Raw genomic sequence first — 17,350 nt, 5'->3', positions numbered from 1 at the left:
TGGGTGTATGGTAAATAAATCTAATCGTCTCTATGACGTTCATAACTTGCAGATTTTAGGCTTGAGTGATTTATTCTATGAAAATATTTTCTGAAATTTTGAGATGTACAAAAACTTGAAAAAATTTCAACATTGTGAAAAATGTCTTGAAAAATATTGATGATCGCTCTATTCTGGCACTAGGGCTTGTCAACGATGTTGAACAACACTTTGTTTTATGAATTAGTGCCGTAACAGATTCACACAACGCAAGTGAGCTGTCACCAAGTACCTGCCGGTTATGGTCTTAAGCTCTTTGCACTATTTTATTTTCGCCAAGTTTCTTTCTTCTGTATCTAAAGTGTATTTGATTTCTAATTTGCGTTGATTGATTAATTGATTGATGAATCCTGTTCTTTTTTTGATAAACTCATCATCGATTGTTTTGTTTGATGAAAGATGATCAAACATTTCTTTTTGGTCTAAAATGATTTCAACACTGTCTTTGTTTTTGATGATAAATGTTCCAATGGCCCAAAATAATCCAACATGAAGTGCAATGAACTTTGATTGAATATCTGAGACTTTGTCATAGTACAATTGTGCATGTTCTCTCTGCTGACTAGATAATTTTCCATTTGTGTCAATCAACCATGAAATCTTTGTAGAATTCCCATCAGCATAAAAAACATGTTGCATTTGTCAACCAAAAAGGGGTCTTTTATCAATATATTTTGAATACGTTACTTATGATCACAGATTGAAAGGTGTACTTATGCTTGAATCTCACGCCTTCTTCTCAAAGATGGTAGATGAACTAGTAGAGTTCTCAGAATATGATCCTGAATTAGCTGACGGAATAAAGTGGTTAGATGATCAGGCTCAGAAAAAAGGTATCACATTCTATGATATGGTCTTTGAAGTTTTGTACAAACATGATGTAAACTCTAAAGCAAAAGAATGGCTTAGCACAAGAAATTAAAAATTATTTTCTCAAGTCTAGTGTTTGATATTCACAACCTTGAGGTCCACAATACTTTCCAACATAGACTGCTTTAGGTCTGTATAATGCTGGCTTTGGTGCAGCTTCTGCAAACTTTTCTTCTATGATGTGAGCTGCCCATCCTGCAACTCTAGAAATAGCAAAGATTGGTGTGTTAAGGTCAACTGGGATTTTTAGCATATAGTAAATTGATGCACTGTACAAGTCAACGTTTGGATAAATATCTCTATCTTTTTGCGATTTCATATAGGAAATGGTTGTAGTTTCTACTTTTTCTGTCATATCAAACCATTTTTCTTTGGTTTTTCCTGCTAGTGTACGCGATAATTCTTTTAGAACTTGTGCTCTTGGGTCATAAGTTTTGTAAACTGCATGACCCATTCCCATGATTCTTTGACCGTCATCAAGGTTTTTCTTTATCCATGTCTCTACTTTATCAATCTCTCCAATTTCTAAAAGCATCTTCATGACTTCGGTGTTTGCACCTCCGTGCAATTCTCCACTTAGTGCCCCTATTGCTGCACTTGATGCAGAATACATGTGGGCTCTAGTTGATGCAACCTGTCTTGCTGTAAATGTAGATGCATTAAACGTGTGGTCTGCATGTAAAATCAAACATACATCAAACACTTTTTCAACTTCAGGATCTGGTTTTTTTCCAGACATCATGTATAGGAAGTTTGCTGCGTGACTCAATGATGGGTCTGGATCAACAATGTCTAATCCATTTCTAATTCTCTGCCAACTTGCAATGATTGTTGGGACCTTTGCAATTAGATTGATTGCTTTTTCATAACTGGCATCTTTGTTGGCAAATTCTTCATCATAATATCCTGCCAAGGCTGAAACGAATGCCTGAAGCATATCCATTGGGTCTGCATCTTTTCTCCAGTTTCCCATGTTCTTTTGCATCTGCTTTGGGATGAATCGGGCATCAACCAGTTTTGCAGTAAATTCGTCTAGTTGTGTTTTAGTTGGTAAATGATCATAAAGTAATAGAAATGCCGTTTCTTCAAATGTGGAATTTTTTGTGAGATCTAAAATGTCAAAGCCACGATAGATTAGTTTGCCTTTTTCTCCATCGATATTGGAAATTCTGGTATCTGCTACCTCGATTCCTCTTAGGCCGATATTTTTGGTCTCCATACCTGTGCCTAGCAGAATTGTTCTATTATATTTTCGCTAAAAAAGTGTCTATCAAGTTTAGCATTTAGTCTAATATGGCAACTTTGGGTCATAAATCAGAATTTTTAATCAAAAACTAATGACTCCTAAAGAGCGAGAACATTTGCAAAAACTAGATGACCTGGTATTGAATGCATCCCCAGAGCAATTAGAAAAGATTCAATCCATTGATTCAGATAATCAACTTGAGGGCTTGTCTCTTTATGATGTGTATCTTGACTCTAGCTCACTAGTTGAACAGAGCGTAAAAAAATCAAAGAAATAATTCATTCTTCATTTAAATGAGGGTTTGTAATTTTTTCAAATGAAATGGCAGCAGCTAAAAAGACAACAAAAAAGACCACAAAGAAAGTTGTCAAAAAACCAGCCAAAAAAACTGCAACCAAAAAGACCACAACCAAAAAAACTGTTTCTAAAAAAACTGCAACTAAAAAAACTACTAAAACTGTAAAAAAGACAACTACAAAAAAAGTTGTTAAAAAAACTGCAAAACCTAAACGCACCAAAGTAGTCTGTATCTCTCACAAAGAAGACGCAGATGGTATTAGCTCAGCTGCCCTAATAAGACAAGCATTTGGTGGGGATGCAATTTTGGTAGACTATCCAGGACAGATGGAAGCATTAAACCAAGTTGTACTAGATGAAAAATTAAAATCACTTTACATTTGTGACTTGGGTCTTAGCAAAAAGACTCAGGATGAATTTATCGATATAATGGCCACTTTGAGAAAAAACAAAGTAGCAGTTACTTACATTGATCATCATGATATTGATCCTAATGTTGTAAAGGCATTAGAAAAACTCAAAGTCAAAGTTATTCATGATATCAACGAATGTACTGCAGTCCAAGTTTATTCTGCATTCAAATCAAAACTAAATGATCATGCATCATTTGTTGCAACATGTGCTGCAATTACCGATTACATGGAGGACCGCCCAATTGGTTCAAAATTACTTCAAATCTATGATAGACAATTTGCATTAATCAGCGCAACTGTTCTAACTTACAATATCGTTGGACATCAAAAAGAACCTGACTATTTGCTGTATCTGGTAGAAGAATTAGCAGACTCTAAATTCCCACATGAAATTCCAAATACCTTTGAGTTTGCACAGATTCAAGTTGAAAAATTATCTCAAATGATTGCCAAAGTTAAAGATGGAATGAAAACTATGAAAAATCTTGGCTACATGGAAATTTTAGACTCTGGTGCAAGTGGTGCAGTCAACTTTGTCATGGGATTGTCAGGCAAAGACGTTGGTGTTGCATACAAGGAGCGCGTAGACCATGGAATCTATGCAGTTTCTGTTCGCGGTTCTAAAAACTGTAAAGTTCATTTGGGAAAAATCGTTAACGTTCTAGCAACTGACCTAGGTGGCTCTGGTGGAGGACACGATAGAGCATGCGGAGCTGTTGTTCCAAAACCAAAAATAAAAAAATTCATCACAGAATTAAACAAGAAAATAAAGTAATTACTGCAAGAATCTAGGAATCTTTTTTGCTACATGAGATATTGAAATTCTTCCTGGCCCAGCCACGATAATTGCTAGAGTTGCTGCAAGCATTACCAAGTCCCACTCCCATCCACCTTTGGAGACAAAAAACCCGTTCTCCCATCTGATGTGAAATATTGCACCAAGTAAAATCACTGATAATATTGCAGCAGAAATTCTAGATAGTACTCCTACAACTAACAACACTCCTCCAACAAATTCGGCAAGTGCAATTGGCAATTGGAGCTCTGGTGGAATTCCTATAGTGACTAACCATTCCTGCCAACTAGGATCAAATTTCTTTATACTATGTACAATGAATATAACGCCAACTGATGCGCTAATTCCCCAATGGGCAATGTCATGTAATACATTTCCCTTTAGAGTTGCTTCTGTATTCATCAATTCTGGCCTCTGAAAAATCATTAAAAGGGTTTGTCCAAATCACATCCAAAAGTTGGAATAATTTTTTAATAATTTTGATGAGAAATATAATCAAAATTGAACTTCAAGATTATTGCACCGGCAATAGCTATAGGTGTTGCACTGATAGGTCTGGCATTATTCTTATCTGAAGACTCTCAACCATACGTTACCATTTCACCTACTTCTACATCAGTGGTTCCATCAGATTCTGGAATCTCTGAATTACAATTAATGGAAACTGACGGCATCAAACATCTCATTCCACTAGATAAGATCAAAGGAGGTGGTCCTCCAAAAGATGGAATTCCATCAATTGATAATCCTGTTTTTGCAAATGTTTCTGGTTCACAGTTTATGTCTGATTCAGATACTGTAATTGGTCTTGAGATTAATGGAGAGGCCAAAGCATATCCTTTGTTTATTCTTGTATGGCATGAAATTGTAAATGACAAAGTTGGAGGAACACCTGTTTCTGTAACTTATTGTCCTCTATGCTATACAAATCAGGTCTTTGAGAGGGTGATTGATGACCGAGAAGTTGAATTTGGAACTTCGGGAAAATTATACAACAGCAATCTGCTAATGTATGATAGATTGACTGATTCGTATTGGAGTCAGGCCTTGGGTTTGGCAGTAAAAGGTGAACTTACCGGGTATCAACTAGATTTGGTTCCATTTGATGTGATAACTTGGGGTGATTGGAAAAAATTACACCCTGATACTTTGGTGTTAACTACTGATACAGGTCATATTCGCTCATATGCTACTGACCCCTATGGCAGCTATTACACAGAACCACGAATCATGTTTCCGGTAGAACACAGTGATGATAGACTACATCCTAAAGAAATCATAATTGGATTTTCTATAAATGGAATTTACAAAGCATATCCACAAAACGACATTGAATCATCTGGTTTGATAAATGATTCAGTTGGAGAAACTTCTCTGATGTTGGTTTCATTTTTTTCTGAAAACTCTAGAGCATTTGATAGAACAATTAATGGTCAAACATTAGAGTTTGAAATGATTGATGGGGAAATTGTTGATTTATCAACAAACTCTGTTTGGAATTATGATGGTTTGGCAATTTCAGGTGAAATGAAAGGAGAACAATTAGAACGATTACCAATAGAACCTGGATTCTGGTTTGAGTGGGTTGCATTTCATCCAGATACTTTGGTGTATGGTGATTCAAATTGAAACCAATTAGAAAAGCAATAATTGTTGGTGTATTAACAATTGGAATTTATCTTGGAGTAGTTGTAGCTACAACTCCTGCATTAGAACCACTTTATGCAATCAGTGCTGCCTTTCAGCTAAACTCTATTGTAATTTTTGGAATGGGAATTGGAATTGGACTGCAAGTATATCTTTCTGAAAAAAGTAAGATGCTTGGATGCAAACTTGATGTGAAAAGAAAAGCATTTGGAGGAAACTCTGGAAGCACTGCTGCTACCTCGTTTTTCTCGTTTTTCTCTCTAGTTCCCCTGGGATGCTGCGGATGGTGGCTCTATGCATTATCTCTGCTTCCAAGTGTGGTAGGAACAGGCGTGTCTGCAGTCCTAATTGAGCACAGCCAAGCATTAGCATATGGTGGATTGGCAATAATCTTTGGATTTGCAGGGTTGACTGCACTAAAACTGAGACGAGAACAGAGATTGTTAACTAATCAAGCTTGATTGAAAAAGCGCAAAGTTCTCCCTTGCTTTTGCTTGCAAACTTTGCAATCTTTGCTAAAAATCCATATTTTTTGTCTCTCCACTTTACTGCTTCTTTGACTTGCTCTTCAGGAAGAATTGTTGCAATGCCTGAAAACCATTCTCCTTTGATGTCTCCTTTCATAGAACAAATTGCAAGATTTACTTTGGTGTTGTTTTTTAGACGTTTGAATTTTCCAGTTTGATCACGAGTCACAACAAAAATTGTTTCATCTCTAATTACAAACCAAACAGGAGTCTTTATACCGTCTCCACTTTTTTTAAAAGTCTCAACAGAAATGTATTTTTCAGATTCTAGTTGTTCTAAAAGACTCATGTTTTTATCTAGTTTTGATATGTAATATTAGTATCTAGGAATAATACTAAGTTTTGATTTTGCAGAAAGCACAATAATTGAGACAATTGATACTGCAAGAATCATTGCAGCTATAGTACCAAATTCTGGAACTACTACTCCATCTTCAATTTGTACTTGGATGGATTGCTTGAGGACTTCTCCTGCTCCTTGGTTTGCAGTGATTGTGTAAAATCCATCTTCTTTCCATAATGGTCCTCCTGTTTTAATTTCAGTTTCAAATGCTCCTCCAATTCCTGGAGTGACTTGGTCAATTGATACAAGATTGCCAGCTGGAGATTTGACAATTAGTGTAAGGTCTGTTCCCCAGACACTAGTGTTTCCAAATACTTTGATGGTATCAGAACCATTTGTGGCATTTGCACTAAGCAAGATTCCTCCCTTTGGAGCTACAGCAATTTGTTCCTCTTTTGGCTCTTCAACTGGAATTTGAATATCATTTCTAGGCAAGTCTTGTGCAACTACCACAAAACTGGTAGATGCTCTCTCAAGGGTATCTTCATGAGTTGCAGTGACTGTATACACGCCTACATTAAAGCTAGGAATAGGTGGATTGATGAGTTTTGAGAATTCTCCTCCATCTCCAATTTCTGCCTCTGGTGCAAATACTAGAAATCCGTTAGGGTCTGTGACAAAGAGCTTGACTGGTTTGTATTCTGTAACTCCTGTGATTTTTCCTGTAACTAGAATTGAATCAAGCGCATTAATTTTTTCTTGTGAAGCTTGAATTTCTATTGTTGATTCAGCAAAGGCTGGAGTAATTGCAAATGCTGCAGCAATAATAATTGCCAATGCTAACTTGACCATCTTTATTTTCTAAAAATTCTTAGTATTTGTCTTTATCTTATGATTGGTACAAATACGAAATTAAATTCTTGGCAGCTCTTCTTTTTTACTTCTGGCCCTTGATCTTAATCTTGTTTTACAACATGGACATGTAGTTTCTTCAGTGAAAAAGAAAAATGCACATAACGAACACCATTTTTGTCCGATTTTGTATCTCAAATTGTTGGTAAACGAAGTTGATTTCATTCTCTCACAAACTCCCTTACATGTCTGTACCATGTGAACTATAGTGTGAAAAAAATATTTAAGAAAATATCCAAATTTTATTCAGCAAATTCTACTATTGCATCAATTTCAGTCATTGAATTAAGTGGAAGACTTGCTACTCCAACTGCAATTCTTGAATGCTTTCCTTTCTCACCAAATACTTCAAACATCAAATCAGATGCTGGATTGATTACTTTGGGTTGCATTGCAAACTCTGGAACTGAATTGACAAATCCTGATAGCCTTACAATTCTTGTAACCTTGTCAAGACTACCTAGTTCTCTTTTGATTTGAGCTAGAATATTGATTGCACAAACTTTGGCTGATTTTTGGGCAGTCTCTAGGTTGTCATCTGAAACCTTTCCAGTGAAAGTTACTTTGCCACCCTCAAGTGGAATTTGTCCTGAAATGAAGAGCAGATTTCCTGTTTTTACTGCTGGGATATAGTTTCCAGCAGGTACTGGGGCTTCTGGAAGTGTGATTCCTAGTGATGCTAATTTGTCTTCAGACATGTTATTTGTGCCTGTTTTTGGCTTGATTTAGGTTTTACTTGATAACTGTTACTATACAATCCGTGTTTGACCTTATATTCTGAAAATCAATTTTTGAATTAATGCAAAAGACATTGCCAATCTTTGGCTTGTTTGCCATAATGTTTGTGGGACTGATAGCTCCTGCAATGGCCGAAGATGGGGAATGGGAAAAATATTCTCAAATTGAAAAAGAATATGATGAGAAACGTCATCAACTCGATGAGAAATATCACAAAGAGTTTGAAGAACTAGACAGATATTATTCAGAACAAAAGATGGCAATCTATGATAAATTAGAAAATGATTCTTCTCTAAGTGAAGAAGATGCAGACAGAATGTTTGAAGAATTGTATGAAGAGTATGACACTAAACTAGAACACCTTGAAGAAGACATGCATTTGGCTTTTGAAGAACTAGAAGAAGCATTTGAAAAAGACATGGGATACGATAGATATGAAGATGATGATTATGATGCAGCAGGAAATTACATTGGTGACAAATACGATGATGATAGATACGAAGATGATGACGATGATGATGACCGATATTATAATGATGGTAGATACTATGATGATGACAAATATGATGATGACAGATACTATGATGATGACGATTACAAATACAATGAAAGATATGATGACAAACACTATGATGAAGAGCCATACATGGATGATCCTGAATGGAAATCAATAGAACCTCTAACTGAAAAAATTCTAGATGCAATCCCAATGGAGAAGATAGAGCATCTCTGGGAAGCAGGCCAAATCGATGAACTAGTAGAGTTGATTGTTTCAGAAACCGGAATGAGTGCAGAAGAGGCAAAACGTGTAATTTCATTTTTTGAAAAATATGAAAAAGACTATGATCATGAAGAATATGGATACTATGATGAGCATGATTACTATGAAGGCTCTGGAGAACTAGAGCAGAGAATCGCTGAACTTGAAGAAGAAAATGAGATGCTCAGACAGACCATCTCAGAACTTGAAGAAAAGGTTGCTCAACTAAACCAAGTGTTGATGGAGCAAGTAAGTTTCATCTATGAATGGGTATTAGCACAGTAAATCTGCTTATTTTGTGCCTAATTAGACGTAAACAAAATAAAAAATGAATGGGATTATTTTAGATCCCAAACACATGTGTCGTGGTTAAATGAGTGTGTGCTGTTCTCAATTATTTTGTTTGGTGCAAATCCTCCAGGAGTACAAAATTCTACATACGGATTTCCGCCACTAGATTTTTCTACCGGTGGTGGTAAACATGCCAAAGCTTTTTCAGCTCCAATTCTTGCGTTATCAGAACTCCAGTATTTTCCTGTTTTCTGTTTTTCAAAAATTTCCTCACAGGTAATTGTTTTTAGCTGTTCTCTTTCTATTGCAGCATTTGGATACATTACATTGAATCTGTAATCCAAGGTGACTACAAGAATCATGGCGACCACAACAAAACACACCATAGGAATAATCCAGAATCGTAACGATTCCTCTTCCATGCTTCTATATGGTGAATACTATATTTAATCGCTCGAATTTTTAATTGTAATAAATGCATACTTTTTCATATTGTTTGAATTTTAAGCAACACTTGCAAAACAATTTCCCATCTCTCATTCGTGCCTAAAATCTTGATTTTTACTGATGATTTATCAGTGCTTACTAAATATGAAAAATCAGACATTTTTTCATGGTTGGTATTGGGTTAGCAATTTTAGCTATTGTTTTTTCAATTACTCTGATTGGAACTTCGCATGCTCAAGTATCAGAACAGACTACTCTTAGTGGTGATTTAGAAAACAATCCTACCGCTCAAGAAATTCTAAAGAAAATAGAAAAAAGTAAACGATGGATTGAAAATATCCAAAAAAGAAATGCCGAGAATTTAGAAAAACAAAAGGAACTTGAAGAAAAAAGAGCCGAAGTATTACGTTACTTGGAAGATGATTTGAAAAAATGGGAAGAGGTCTGGGATTATTACACTTTTGATAGCATGCTAGAGAGAGCCCTTGCAAACAATCCTGCAAATTCTACAGAAACTATCTATGATCATCCTCTAAAATTCACAGCATCAAAAATCAATGCTGGTAGAGCCGCATTATCTGAAGTAATTGCAAATGGTGGTGGTCCTGTTGAAGCTAGAGATGCATTTGTAGATGCTGCAAAAATCTCAAGGGCTGAGATGCTTTCTGCAAATATCTTGTTTAACGTTCTAAATGAGAAAGCATACTATAATCAGCAAATACTTTTTGAATCTGATGGACAGTTCATTGATGAAATCTCTGGTAAAGAATTAAGAAAATACTATGAGGATTACAGAACAAATCCTCAGTATTTGCAAGCAAATCCATTTGATAAAATATCTTGGGAAGATCTTGGAAAGAATAATCCTACAACAGAATGCAGGGATGATTATACCTTAGTGTATAGAAATCATGCTGATGATTATGTCTGTACAACTCATTATACTGCAGAAATGTGGATTCGATATGATATGGGAGTTTTAGTTGATGAAAATTTTTCAAATTCTCAAGTCGTTGATATTGAAAAACTAGAGCGAGACAGAACAATTCAAAAAGTTGATTCATTGAATGTCAAAATCCAGTCAATTCAGGCACGATTTGAGCAAAAAATTGATGAAACCACTTTGGAATATGAATCTCTGATCAAAAGTACAATGTCTGAAAAAGTTCTAGAGGAAAAAGAGGTTCTTGATAAACTTAATTCTGGAAATCTGGACAAAGATGTTGCAAGCCAGATGATAATTAACATTCGTGAAGATTACTCTGTTTTAGAAGAGCATTACCTTGATGAAAAATCAAGAACTCTAGAAATTCTAGAAAAACAACATCAATCAGACTTGGATTCCTTTGTACAAAACTATGAACATGACAATAACCTCTCAATCATTTGGAATTCAGCAACAAGTTCATTTGAATCCATAAACTGATATCTGAATTCTAAAAATCTTTGATAGAAAATGAAAATTGAAATTGAGGTTGCCATAATTACTGCAGTAATTCTTGCTGGAATAATTGGAATATTTTATCTTGTTGTGTTTCTTCCATGGGAATTTTATTTTCAATGCATTGGAAACGGAATGATTCCTTCAGGAGACCGTTCAGAGCATTCATGTCATCAACTTGAAGATTATCTGTTTATGTTATTTTATGAAGAATGAATTCAAAAGCGAATCTGAATCTTGTTAAATCCAGATATTTTCTTCTTTATTTTTAAATACGATAATTTGGCATTTTTTTTGTGACTAGAACAAATAGCAAGAAATCTGTCGCCCTAACGGCTGTAATGGCACTAGTTGTCTTGATGGCGATGGGTGTCACTGATGTATTTGGTGATCATGAGGCAGATACACTAGTTCACGAGTTTGGAGAGCTTCTTGAAGGCGTTGAAGCAGAAATCCTGAAAATCCCAAATGATACAGGTTCTTCTGTAGACACAACTGATACAATGCAAACTGAAAAAATTCTAAAACAGATTGCATACATTGAAGCCTTTGACGAAATAATTCGTTCACAAATTCTCTAAAGTACTCGTAGTCTTCCCTAGTGGAAACTAAATTTAGAGTACTTGATTTTACATTGATTTTATTTGAAGCAAGTACTCTATACCGTATTTTTTTTAAAATGATTCAAAATTCGTAGATTTGTTTTGCAGTCTTACCAGTTTGAGCCATATCTGTTCAGATTAAACACACGTGAGCATATGGGATGTCTCGTAATCCAAAGTTATGACGTCTGTAGTAATTCTTGATGATGATCAAGAGACAATTGATAATCTTTCAACCTATCTCAAAATGCATGATATTGAAACCTTGGGAACAGCTACTGATGGTTCATTTGGTCTAGAATTGTATGAAAAACATAATCCTGATTATATTATTACAGATTACAATATGCCTAAACGCGACGGATTGTTTGTAATTGATTCAGTCAAAAAACTATATCCTGAATGCAAAATTATTGTTTTATCAGGATTTGCTTCTCCTGAAATTAAATTACAATCAATTGCTTCAGAAGGAGTTACCGTATTAGAAAAGCCTGTAAACAATGAAGAGCTCTTAGCAGCCCTTAGCTAGTTCTAGCTTTTTGAAATTTTAATGTGAACTTTTTCGCCTTTTGAAGAATTATTTTGGTATACTGTTCTAGTCTTGTAGCCTTGTTTTTGGAGGCATCCATCAAGGATAGAAACCCATGGCAAGGAATGACCACTATTTAGTTTTGATTCAACTGTAATGTTTTTGGTGTTAGCCTCAAAGTTGACATGGCCTGAGCAGGTAATTTGCAGTACTGCATCAATGATTTCTATAATATCATCTAGTGACTTTGATTTGAATGAGATTCCGTTTTTCTCTAGTAATTTGAACATGTCAAATTCTGGTTTCTTTGAGACCATTGTAGAGTTTAGGATGTAAGATAGTCCTGAATCATTTACAGTCTTGATAATTTTGTAAATTTCTTGGGCTTCAGCTTTTGTCATATCAGCTAGTGCCTTTGTCTTGATTGCATTTTTCCAAATGTTTGAAAATACTTTTTCTTGGTTAATTCCTAAAATGTCAGTTGATGAAAATATTGCTCCCTTGCCATTGTCATTGTTTACCATCAGCAATTCTGTCTCATCAAAGATGAAACAATTCTGAGTAATGTCGGAACCTCTAATCTCAACTCCTTCTGGAATCTTTCTAAATGCTTCAGAGCAAATCTGTGATGGTTGCACTATAACTTTGACATCTAGATTTCGTCTAAGAACTGAAACTAGTTGTTCTTTGCATTCGGCTAGTAATCCCAATCCCCATTGGTCTGCCATAATTCTGATTGAAGATTTGGAGCCTTCAATCATGGTTTGTAATTGATTCAAAACATTGTTAGCTGAAATGTGAAAGTATCTCTTTTCTTCTGAGCCCCTTGATTTTCTGCTCTCTTCGCTTGCCTTTTTCAAATTGGAAACTAGAGTGTTCATTGCATTTACCTTGTTGATTTGCTCATGAATGATTCCATCAAATGCGTCTTCTGGTGCAATTGCAGTACACATGATTGGTTTGCTCTTTGAGATGATTGCTAGTTTTTTGTTTTCAAGTTTTAGCAAAGTTGGGTAAATCTTGGTTCTTGGAATTTCTGAATAATATGCCAATTCGCTTGCGGAAATTGTTCCTTTAGCAATTAATGCCACATAGGCTTGTGCTTCGTACTTGCTTAGCCCAAATTCTTCAAGGCTAACAGTTAGTGCGTGCTCATTGACCATGATTGTATTTGACTTGTTATTAGGTAAAATTGAGAGCTAAATTCCTTTACACAAGTACTCAAAAAAAATCAAAATTGTATCTGCAGATGGGTGTAACTGTGGTTACTATTTTCTGTGATACATGGTCCTGATATACAAAATTCCAAATCAACATTTGGTATGTTGGTAAAATGTAACATTGAATCATCTGATGATTTTAACATCTCTCATTCAGTTACTCTGGTTCCAAGATTAGAATACTCTGTGAATCTTTTATCTGAAATTATTGATACTCTTTCTGAAAAAAAATCAGAACTTAAAGAATCAAACAAAGACCTTGTATCATACTTTGATGAACAGGAACCTACACATTTGCAATCACTTGAATTAGAAAAAACCTACTGGTATTGCCATGAGGTATTATCTGTAGTAAAAAAGAGAACATCTGGAATTAATGGCGTTACTAGTCTTCCAGAAGTTTTGCCATCTACAATTCCAATGATTAGAACAATTAGTGCAAAACTCTTTGAAATCATGCCTAATTCTAGCCAAAAACTCTCTGAATTATCAGTTCATTTGGGAAGTATTGTTTTAGATTCAGCTGCATTAACTAAAGCAAGATTTGATTTTAGTCAGTCAAATGAGGAATCTGCAAGAATACTAGATGAAGTAAAATTGATGGTGGACTCTAAAATAAGTAAGTCTTACCCTAATGTTGATTTTTTCAAATTATGTAACACTTGAAGATGCTTAACACTAAACGAAGTTTTTCAAAGGATTTAGAGAAAATCAAATCGATTTCTGGCAAACTTGACAAGAAAATTTCAGAAGCAAAACCCTCTGAAGAAGGCAAGCTTGACAAATTAACTCTAGAAGAACTACAGGATTTAGACAAGGTTGTGGGTCTTGCCAATTTCATGTTAACCAAATATCAGGACAAAAAAGAGATGCGCTCTATTCTCAGAGGATTTGTAGATATCATTTCAGATTCAGCAAAATCCCTGGAGGAAATCGATGATGAGGTTTCAGAATTGATTTTAGAGGCTGAGGATTCTATTAGCAAGGTCAAAGACATGCACACTCACATTTCTGATAAATCTGATTTTAAGGGCAAATATCATGATGGACCTGACTATGACGAGCACGAAACAAGTGCAATTAATTTAACCAAAATTACGACAGAGGTTAACACCGTAGAATACCAACAAAATTCTCAAGGGAATACTGCGTAGGTAATATCGATGAGTTTAGCCCCCCAAGAATTAGAAAATACTGCTAGCAAAAGCGCTTCAGAGGCAATCAAGTGCGATTCCCAAGGAGCCAGAGGCATGGCAATTACTCACTATCAGCATGCAATTGATGCACTGGTAAAACTATTGCAACTATATCCAAACAGCAAACTAAATCCAATTTACAAAGAAAGATGCAACTCTTATCATAATCGAATTAATGCATTACAGCAGGCACACGGTGTTGATCCTGCAGTAGACCCTAAAGCCTCTCCAGAAGAGCAAAAGAAATCTGTTCAGAGACAAGAAGCAGAAAATGACTTTGAAGAATTAGTTCTCAAAGAAAAACCAGATGTTACTTGGGACCAAGTAATCGGTTTAGATGATGCAAAAGCAGCATTACGTGAATCCATTGTTTATCCAACTAAAAGACCAGACCTGTTCCCATTGGGATGGCCAAAAGGCATGTTGCTTTATGGACCACCAGGCACTGGAAAGACAATGCTAGCAGCAGCTACTGCAAATGAAATGGACGGTTATTTCATCAATGTAGATGCATCTTCTATGATGAGCAAATGGCTTGGTGAAGCAGAAAAGAATGTTTCAAAATTATTTGTAATGGCAAGAACTTATGCTGAAAAAGAAGGCAAACCAGTAATCTTGTTTGTTGATGAAGTTGATTCACTATTAGGTTCAAGAAATAGTGAAGTCGGTGGTGAAGTTAGAACTAAAAACCAATTCCTAACTGAAATGGATGGTGTTAACGGTAAAGGCAAAGACTTGATGCTATATGTAATTGGCGCAACAAACAAACCATGGAGTCTTGACTGGCCATTTTTGAGAAGATTCCAAAAGAGAATCTATGTATCTCTTCCAACACAAGCTGCAAGAGAGAATTTGTTTGATCAGTATACTGCTCCCCTAAGAAAAGATTACCGCGTAAACTCTGCTAGCTTGGGCAAACTCTTTGACGGTTACAGTGCCAGTGACATCAAAGACGTTTGTCAGGCAGCACAAATCAAAACAGTTCATGAAATTTTCAATTCTCCAGATTATCATGAGCCCGTAGAAGGAGAAGAACCAGTTCAACCAAGAGAGTTGACAACTGCTGATTTCAAAGAAATCATGGCAAGAAGAAAACCAAGCGTTTCAGGTGAAATGATTAGAGCATATCACAAATGGAGCGAAGAATTCCAAGCCCTTTAGGATATAGCAAAATCACTGTATCTGAAACCAAATCCGCCAAGTACTCCTAAAATAGAACCAAAAACAGCTGCAATTCCTAAGAATATTAGAGCTGACAATATCCAGACTGCAACCACCTGTCCTAATCTTAATTCAAGACTTTGTTTTGTTGCCATTATCATCAATATTATCAAATGAATAACTAATGGAATATATGCCAAAATTGAAATTATTACAAAACTCATTCCATCATCTAGTTCTGGACTCTCAATTAGACTGATTAGGTATAGACTCATTACAATCCCTAATGGGATACTCATGATAGAAAATGGAAGTCCTGCAAAAGTCAGTGTGGAAAATAATCTCTTAAAATTACTTTGAACTTTGTATATTTTTCTTGCAATCCAAAGCATCAATACTGGTGAAAAAAATCCTGCAACAATGGCCCATGCAAAATTACTTACGTGATCAATTGGCTCTGTTGTTGCATCTACATCAAAAACCTGAGACCAGGTTCCTGACGCATCTGCAATGCTTGCAGCTATTGCAGAAAATATCAAGACAGCAATTGCTGGAAAAAAATATTTTTCTGAATAACTGTCAATTTCTGCAAGTGCTTTTTTTGGATGAATGAAAAGATCCTTGATGATTTCTACTCTCAACAAAAATTTTAAGAAATTCATACTAGTTAAAGAACTGGATTAATTCAAACTGACATTCTAAAGGCATGCATTACCAATATAGCGATCAGAAATCAAAATCTTTGTTTCTCCAAAAACTTAAATTCAAAGTATAACGGAATTGCTGAGGGTCACAATATCCACAAAGAAATCAATCCACGCAAAAAAGTTTGGAAAGCTCATTTTTGATGATGGTACTGTTCTTGACGGAGAAGGATTTGGATATTCGACGACTGTTTTTGGTGAAATTGTATTCAATACTGGTATGGTTGGGTATACAGAAGCACTAACTGACCCTTCATACAAAGGGCAAATTCTTACACTAACATATCCGCTTGTTGGAAATTATGGAGTTCCCGATCCAAAAATTACAGACGATGATGGGATTCCAAAGTACTTTGAAGCAGACGAGATTCAAGCAAGAGGTCTTGTAGTTCATGAACTATCCCATACTGCAAGTCACTGGAATCTGTCCATGACTTTGGATGAATGGATGCACAATGAGAAGATTCCCGGTATTGCTGAAATTGATACTAGGGAATTAACAAAGAAACTCAGGACAAGTGGGGTCATGATGGCCGCCCTTGTTGTATCTGATACTGAGATTGATGTTGAAGCCATCAAAAAGCAACTTTCTGAGGCTACAAATTACAATTCTGAGCAGTTTATGGATTCAGTTTCAACTAAAGAAGAAAAAATCTATGGAAATGAAGAACAGACAGTAGTTGTAATTGACACTGGTGCAAAGTTTGCAATTATTAGAAATGTTAGAGAACTTGGATACAGAGCAGTTGTTGTTCCATGGGATACTAGTTATGAAAAAATAATGTCATACAATCCAAAAGGAATTGTTTTAAGTAGCGGACCTGGAGACCCACAAAACTGTCCTGCAACAATTGAGGCAACAAAACAATTAATTGAAAACAATGTTCCAACACTTGGAATTTGTCTTGGTGCACAAATAATTGGTATTGCAGGAAAAACTGAAACTTACAAACTAAAATACGGACACAGAGGACAAAACAAGCCTTGTGTTAATTTAGAAACTAACCAAGTTTATGTTACTAGTCAGAATCATGGATACGGAATTAAACCTGAATCACTTGAAAAATCTGATTTTAAATTGTGGTTTGCAAACGCTGATGACAAAACAGTTGAAGGAATAAAACACAAATCAAAGAAATGCATTGCAGTTCAATTCCATCCTGAAGCAGCCCCTGGTCCTTATGATTGCAAGTTTGTCTTTGAAGAACTCAAGGAACTAATGGAGAAATAA

At 35.5% G+C, this 17,350-nt stretch carries 24 protein-coding genes; 14 read left to right on the top strand and 10 right to left on the bottom strand.

Going from position 1 to position 17,350, the window contains the following annotated elements:
* Positions 1-300: 300 nt before the first annotated feature.
* On the bottom strand, positions 301-678 hold the full coding sequence (locus Q0941_RS05685; protein WP_299292131.1) for a hypothetical protein: 378 nt from the start codon (positions 676-678) through the stop codon (positions 301-303).
* Positions 679-754: 76 nt separating this feature from the next.
* Between Q0941_RS05685 and Q0941_RS05680 the strand changes: the two genes are divergently transcribed.
* The gene (locus Q0941_RS05680; RefSeq protein ID WP_008299161.1) at positions 755-961 is read left to right on the top strand and encodes a hypothetical protein; all 207 of its coding nucleotides are present in this window, start codon (positions 755-757) and stop codon (positions 959-961) included.
* 3 nt (positions 962-964) lie between these two features.
* On the opposite strand, the gene Q0941_RS05675 is transcribed toward Q0941_RS05680, so the two are convergent.
* Complete coding sequence (locus tag Q0941_RS05675) at positions 965-2,128, bottom strand: citrate synthase (protein ID WP_299292130.1); 1,164 nt, start codon at positions 2,126-2,128, stop codon at positions 965-967.
* A gap of 118 nt (positions 2,129-2,246) precedes the next feature.
* Between Q0941_RS05675 and Q0941_RS05670 the strand changes: the two genes are divergently transcribed.
* Both Q0941_RS05670 and Q0941_RS05665 read left to right on the top strand, forming a co-directional pair.
* Entirely contained in the window at positions 2,247-2,432 is a 186-nt protein-coding gene (locus Q0941_RS05670; RefSeq protein ID WP_299292129.1) for a hypothetical protein, read from the top strand.
* Between the two features lie 44 nt (positions 2,433-2,476).
* Positions 2,477-3,640, top strand: coding sequence for a DHHA1 domain-containing protein (locus Q0941_RS05665; protein WP_299292128.1), 1,164 nt, complete (start codon positions 2,477-2,479; stop codon positions 3,638-3,640).
* On the opposite strand, the gene Q0941_RS05660 is transcribed toward Q0941_RS05665, so the two are convergent.
* Positions 3,641-4,063, bottom strand: coding sequence for a DoxX family protein (locus Q0941_RS05660; RefSeq protein WP_299292127.1), 423 nt, complete (start codon positions 4,061-4,063; stop codon positions 3,641-3,643).
* 99 nt (positions 4,064-4,162) lie between these two features.
* On the opposite strand from Q0941_RS05660, the gene Q0941_RS05655 reads away from it, so the two are divergent.
* Both Q0941_RS05655 and Q0941_RS05650 read left to right on the top strand, forming a co-directional pair.
* Positions 4,163-5,290 carry a DUF3179 domain-containing protein gene (locus Q0941_RS05655; RefSeq protein WP_299292126.1) on the top strand — a complete coding sequence of 376 codons (1,128 nt, stop codon included), beginning with the start codon at positions 4,163-4,165 and terminating at the stop codon, positions 5,288-5,290.
* Positions 5,287-5,769 (top strand): hypothetical protein, encoded by a 483-nt coding sequence (locus Q0941_RS05650; protein ID WP_299292125.1) that lies wholly within the window; start codon positions 5,287-5,289, stop codon positions 5,767-5,769. The genes Q0941_RS05655 and Q0941_RS05650 overlap by 4 nt, the downstream gene beginning before the upstream one ends.
* Here Q0941_RS05650 and Q0941_RS05645 read toward each other — a convergent pair.
* From Q0941_RS05645 to Q0941_RS05630, 4 genes are read right to left on the bottom strand one after another with little or no spacing between them, the layout of a single operon-like run.
* Positions 5,756-6,124, bottom strand: coding sequence for a PPOX class F420-dependent oxidoreductase (locus Q0941_RS05645; protein ID WP_299292124.1), 369 nt, complete (start codon positions 6,122-6,124; stop codon positions 5,756-5,758). The two genes, Q0941_RS05650 and Q0941_RS05645, sit on opposite strands and share 14 nt — an antisense overlap.
* 27 nt (positions 6,125-6,151) lie before the next feature.
* Positions 6,152-6,970, bottom strand: coding sequence for a PEFG-CTERM sorting domain-containing protein (locus tag Q0941_RS05640; protein WP_299292123.1), 819 nt, complete (start codon positions 6,968-6,970; stop codon positions 6,152-6,154).
* A 60-nt stretch (positions 6,971-7,030) separates the two neighbouring features.
* On the bottom strand, positions 7,031-7,228 hold the full coding sequence (locus tag Q0941_RS05635) for a hypothetical protein (protein WP_299292122.1): 198 nt from the start codon (positions 7,226-7,228) through the stop codon (positions 7,031-7,033).
* A gap of 44 nt (positions 7,229-7,272) precedes the next feature.
* A complete protein-coding gene (locus tag Q0941_RS05630) occupies positions 7,273-7,728 on the bottom strand; it encodes a RidA family protein (protein WP_299292121.1) in 456 nt (151 codons plus the stop codon).
* A gap of 101 nt (positions 7,729-7,829) precedes the next feature.
* On the opposite strand from Q0941_RS05630, the gene Q0941_RS05625 reads away from it, so the two are divergent.
* Positions 7,830-8,813, top strand: a complete 984-nt coding sequence (locus Q0941_RS05625; RefSeq protein ID WP_299292120.1) for a bZIP transcription factor — start codon at positions 7,830-7,832, stop codon at positions 8,811-8,813.
* 53 nt (positions 8,814-8,866) lie between these two features.
* Here the strand turns inward: Q0941_RS05625 and Q0941_RS05620 are convergent, their stop codons facing one another.
* A complete protein-coding gene (locus tag Q0941_RS05620; RefSeq protein ID WP_299292119.1) occupies positions 8,867-9,241 on the bottom strand; it encodes a hypothetical protein in 375 nt (124 codons plus the stop codon).
* 191 nt (positions 9,242-9,432) lie between these two features.
* Between Q0941_RS05620 and Q0941_RS05615 the strand changes: the two genes are divergently transcribed.
* From Q0941_RS05615 to Q0941_RS05600, 4 genes are all read left to right on the top strand, one after another.
* Positions 9,433-10,692 carry a hypothetical protein gene (locus tag Q0941_RS05615; RefSeq protein WP_299292118.1) on the top strand — a complete coding sequence of 420 codons (1,260 nt, stop codon included), beginning with the start codon at positions 9,433-9,435 and terminating at the stop codon, positions 10,690-10,692.
* Positions 10,693-10,722: 30 nt separating this feature from the next.
* Positions 10,723-10,923 (top strand): hypothetical protein, encoded by a 201-nt coding sequence (locus Q0941_RS05610; RefSeq protein WP_299292117.1) that lies wholly within the window; start codon positions 10,723-10,725, stop codon positions 10,921-10,923.
* Between the two features lie 80 nt (positions 10,924-11,003).
* On the top strand, positions 11,004-11,288 hold the full coding sequence (locus tag Q0941_RS05605) for a hypothetical protein (protein ID WP_299292116.1): 285 nt from the start codon (positions 11,004-11,006) through the stop codon (positions 11,286-11,288).
* Between the two features lie 202 nt (positions 11,289-11,490).
* On the top strand, positions 11,491-11,838 hold the full coding sequence (locus Q0941_RS05600) for a response regulator (RefSeq protein WP_299292115.1): 348 nt from the start codon (positions 11,491-11,493) through the stop codon (positions 11,836-11,838).
* 2 nt (positions 11,839-11,840) lie between these two features.
* Here Q0941_RS05600 and Q0941_RS05595 read toward each other — a convergent pair whose 3' ends face one another.
* Positions 11,841-13,001, bottom strand: a complete 1,161-nt coding sequence (locus tag Q0941_RS05595) for a TrmB family transcriptional regulator (RefSeq protein ID WP_299292114.1) — start codon at positions 12,999-13,001, stop codon at positions 11,841-11,843.
* Positions 13,002-13,160: 159 nt separating this feature from the next.
* Here Q0941_RS05595 and Q0941_RS05590 point away from each other — a divergent pair, with 159 nt between their 5' ends.
* From Q0941_RS05590 to Q0941_RS05580, 3 genes are read left to right on the top strand one after another with little or no spacing between them, the layout of a single operon-like run.
* Complete coding sequence (locus Q0941_RS05590) at positions 13,161-13,724, top strand: hypothetical protein (RefSeq protein WP_299292158.1); 564 nt, start codon at positions 13,161-13,163, stop codon at positions 13,722-13,724.
* A gap of 2 nt (positions 13,725-13,726) precedes the next feature.
* Complete coding sequence (locus tag Q0941_RS05585; RefSeq protein ID WP_299292157.1) at positions 13,727-14,212, top strand: hypothetical protein; 486 nt, start codon at positions 13,727-13,729, stop codon at positions 14,210-14,212.
* Positions 14,213-14,221: 9 nt separating this feature from the next.
* A complete protein-coding gene (locus Q0941_RS05580) occupies positions 14,222-15,415 on the top strand; it encodes an AAA family ATPase (protein WP_299292113.1) in 1,194 nt (397 codons plus the stop codon).
* Here Q0941_RS05580 and Q0941_RS05575 read toward each other — a convergent pair.
* Positions 15,412-16,077: a YIP1 family protein gene (locus Q0941_RS05575; protein ID WP_299292112.1), complete on the bottom strand. Its 666-nt coding sequence runs from the start codon at positions 16,075-16,077 to the stop codon at positions 15,412-15,414. The genes Q0941_RS05580 and Q0941_RS05575 overlap by 4 nt on opposite strands.
* A 118-nt stretch (positions 16,078-16,195) precedes the next feature.
* Here Q0941_RS05575 and carA point away from each other — a divergent pair, with 118 nt between their 5' ends.
* On the top strand, positions 16,196-17,350 hold the full coding sequence (gene carA, locus Q0941_RS05570) for a glutamine-hydrolyzing carbamoyl-phosphate synthase small subunit (RefSeq protein ID WP_299292111.1): 1,155 nt from the start codon (positions 16,196-16,198) through the stop codon (positions 17,348-17,350).

The sequence above is a fragment of the Candidatus Nitrosopumilus sp. genome, from assembly GCF_028278985.1.
In the GTDB taxonomy this organism is placed as follows: Archaea; Thermoproteota; Nitrososphaeria; order Nitrososphaerales; family Nitrosopumilaceae; genus Nitrosopumilus.
This window is presented reverse-complemented; position numbering and strand designations above follow the sequence as displayed.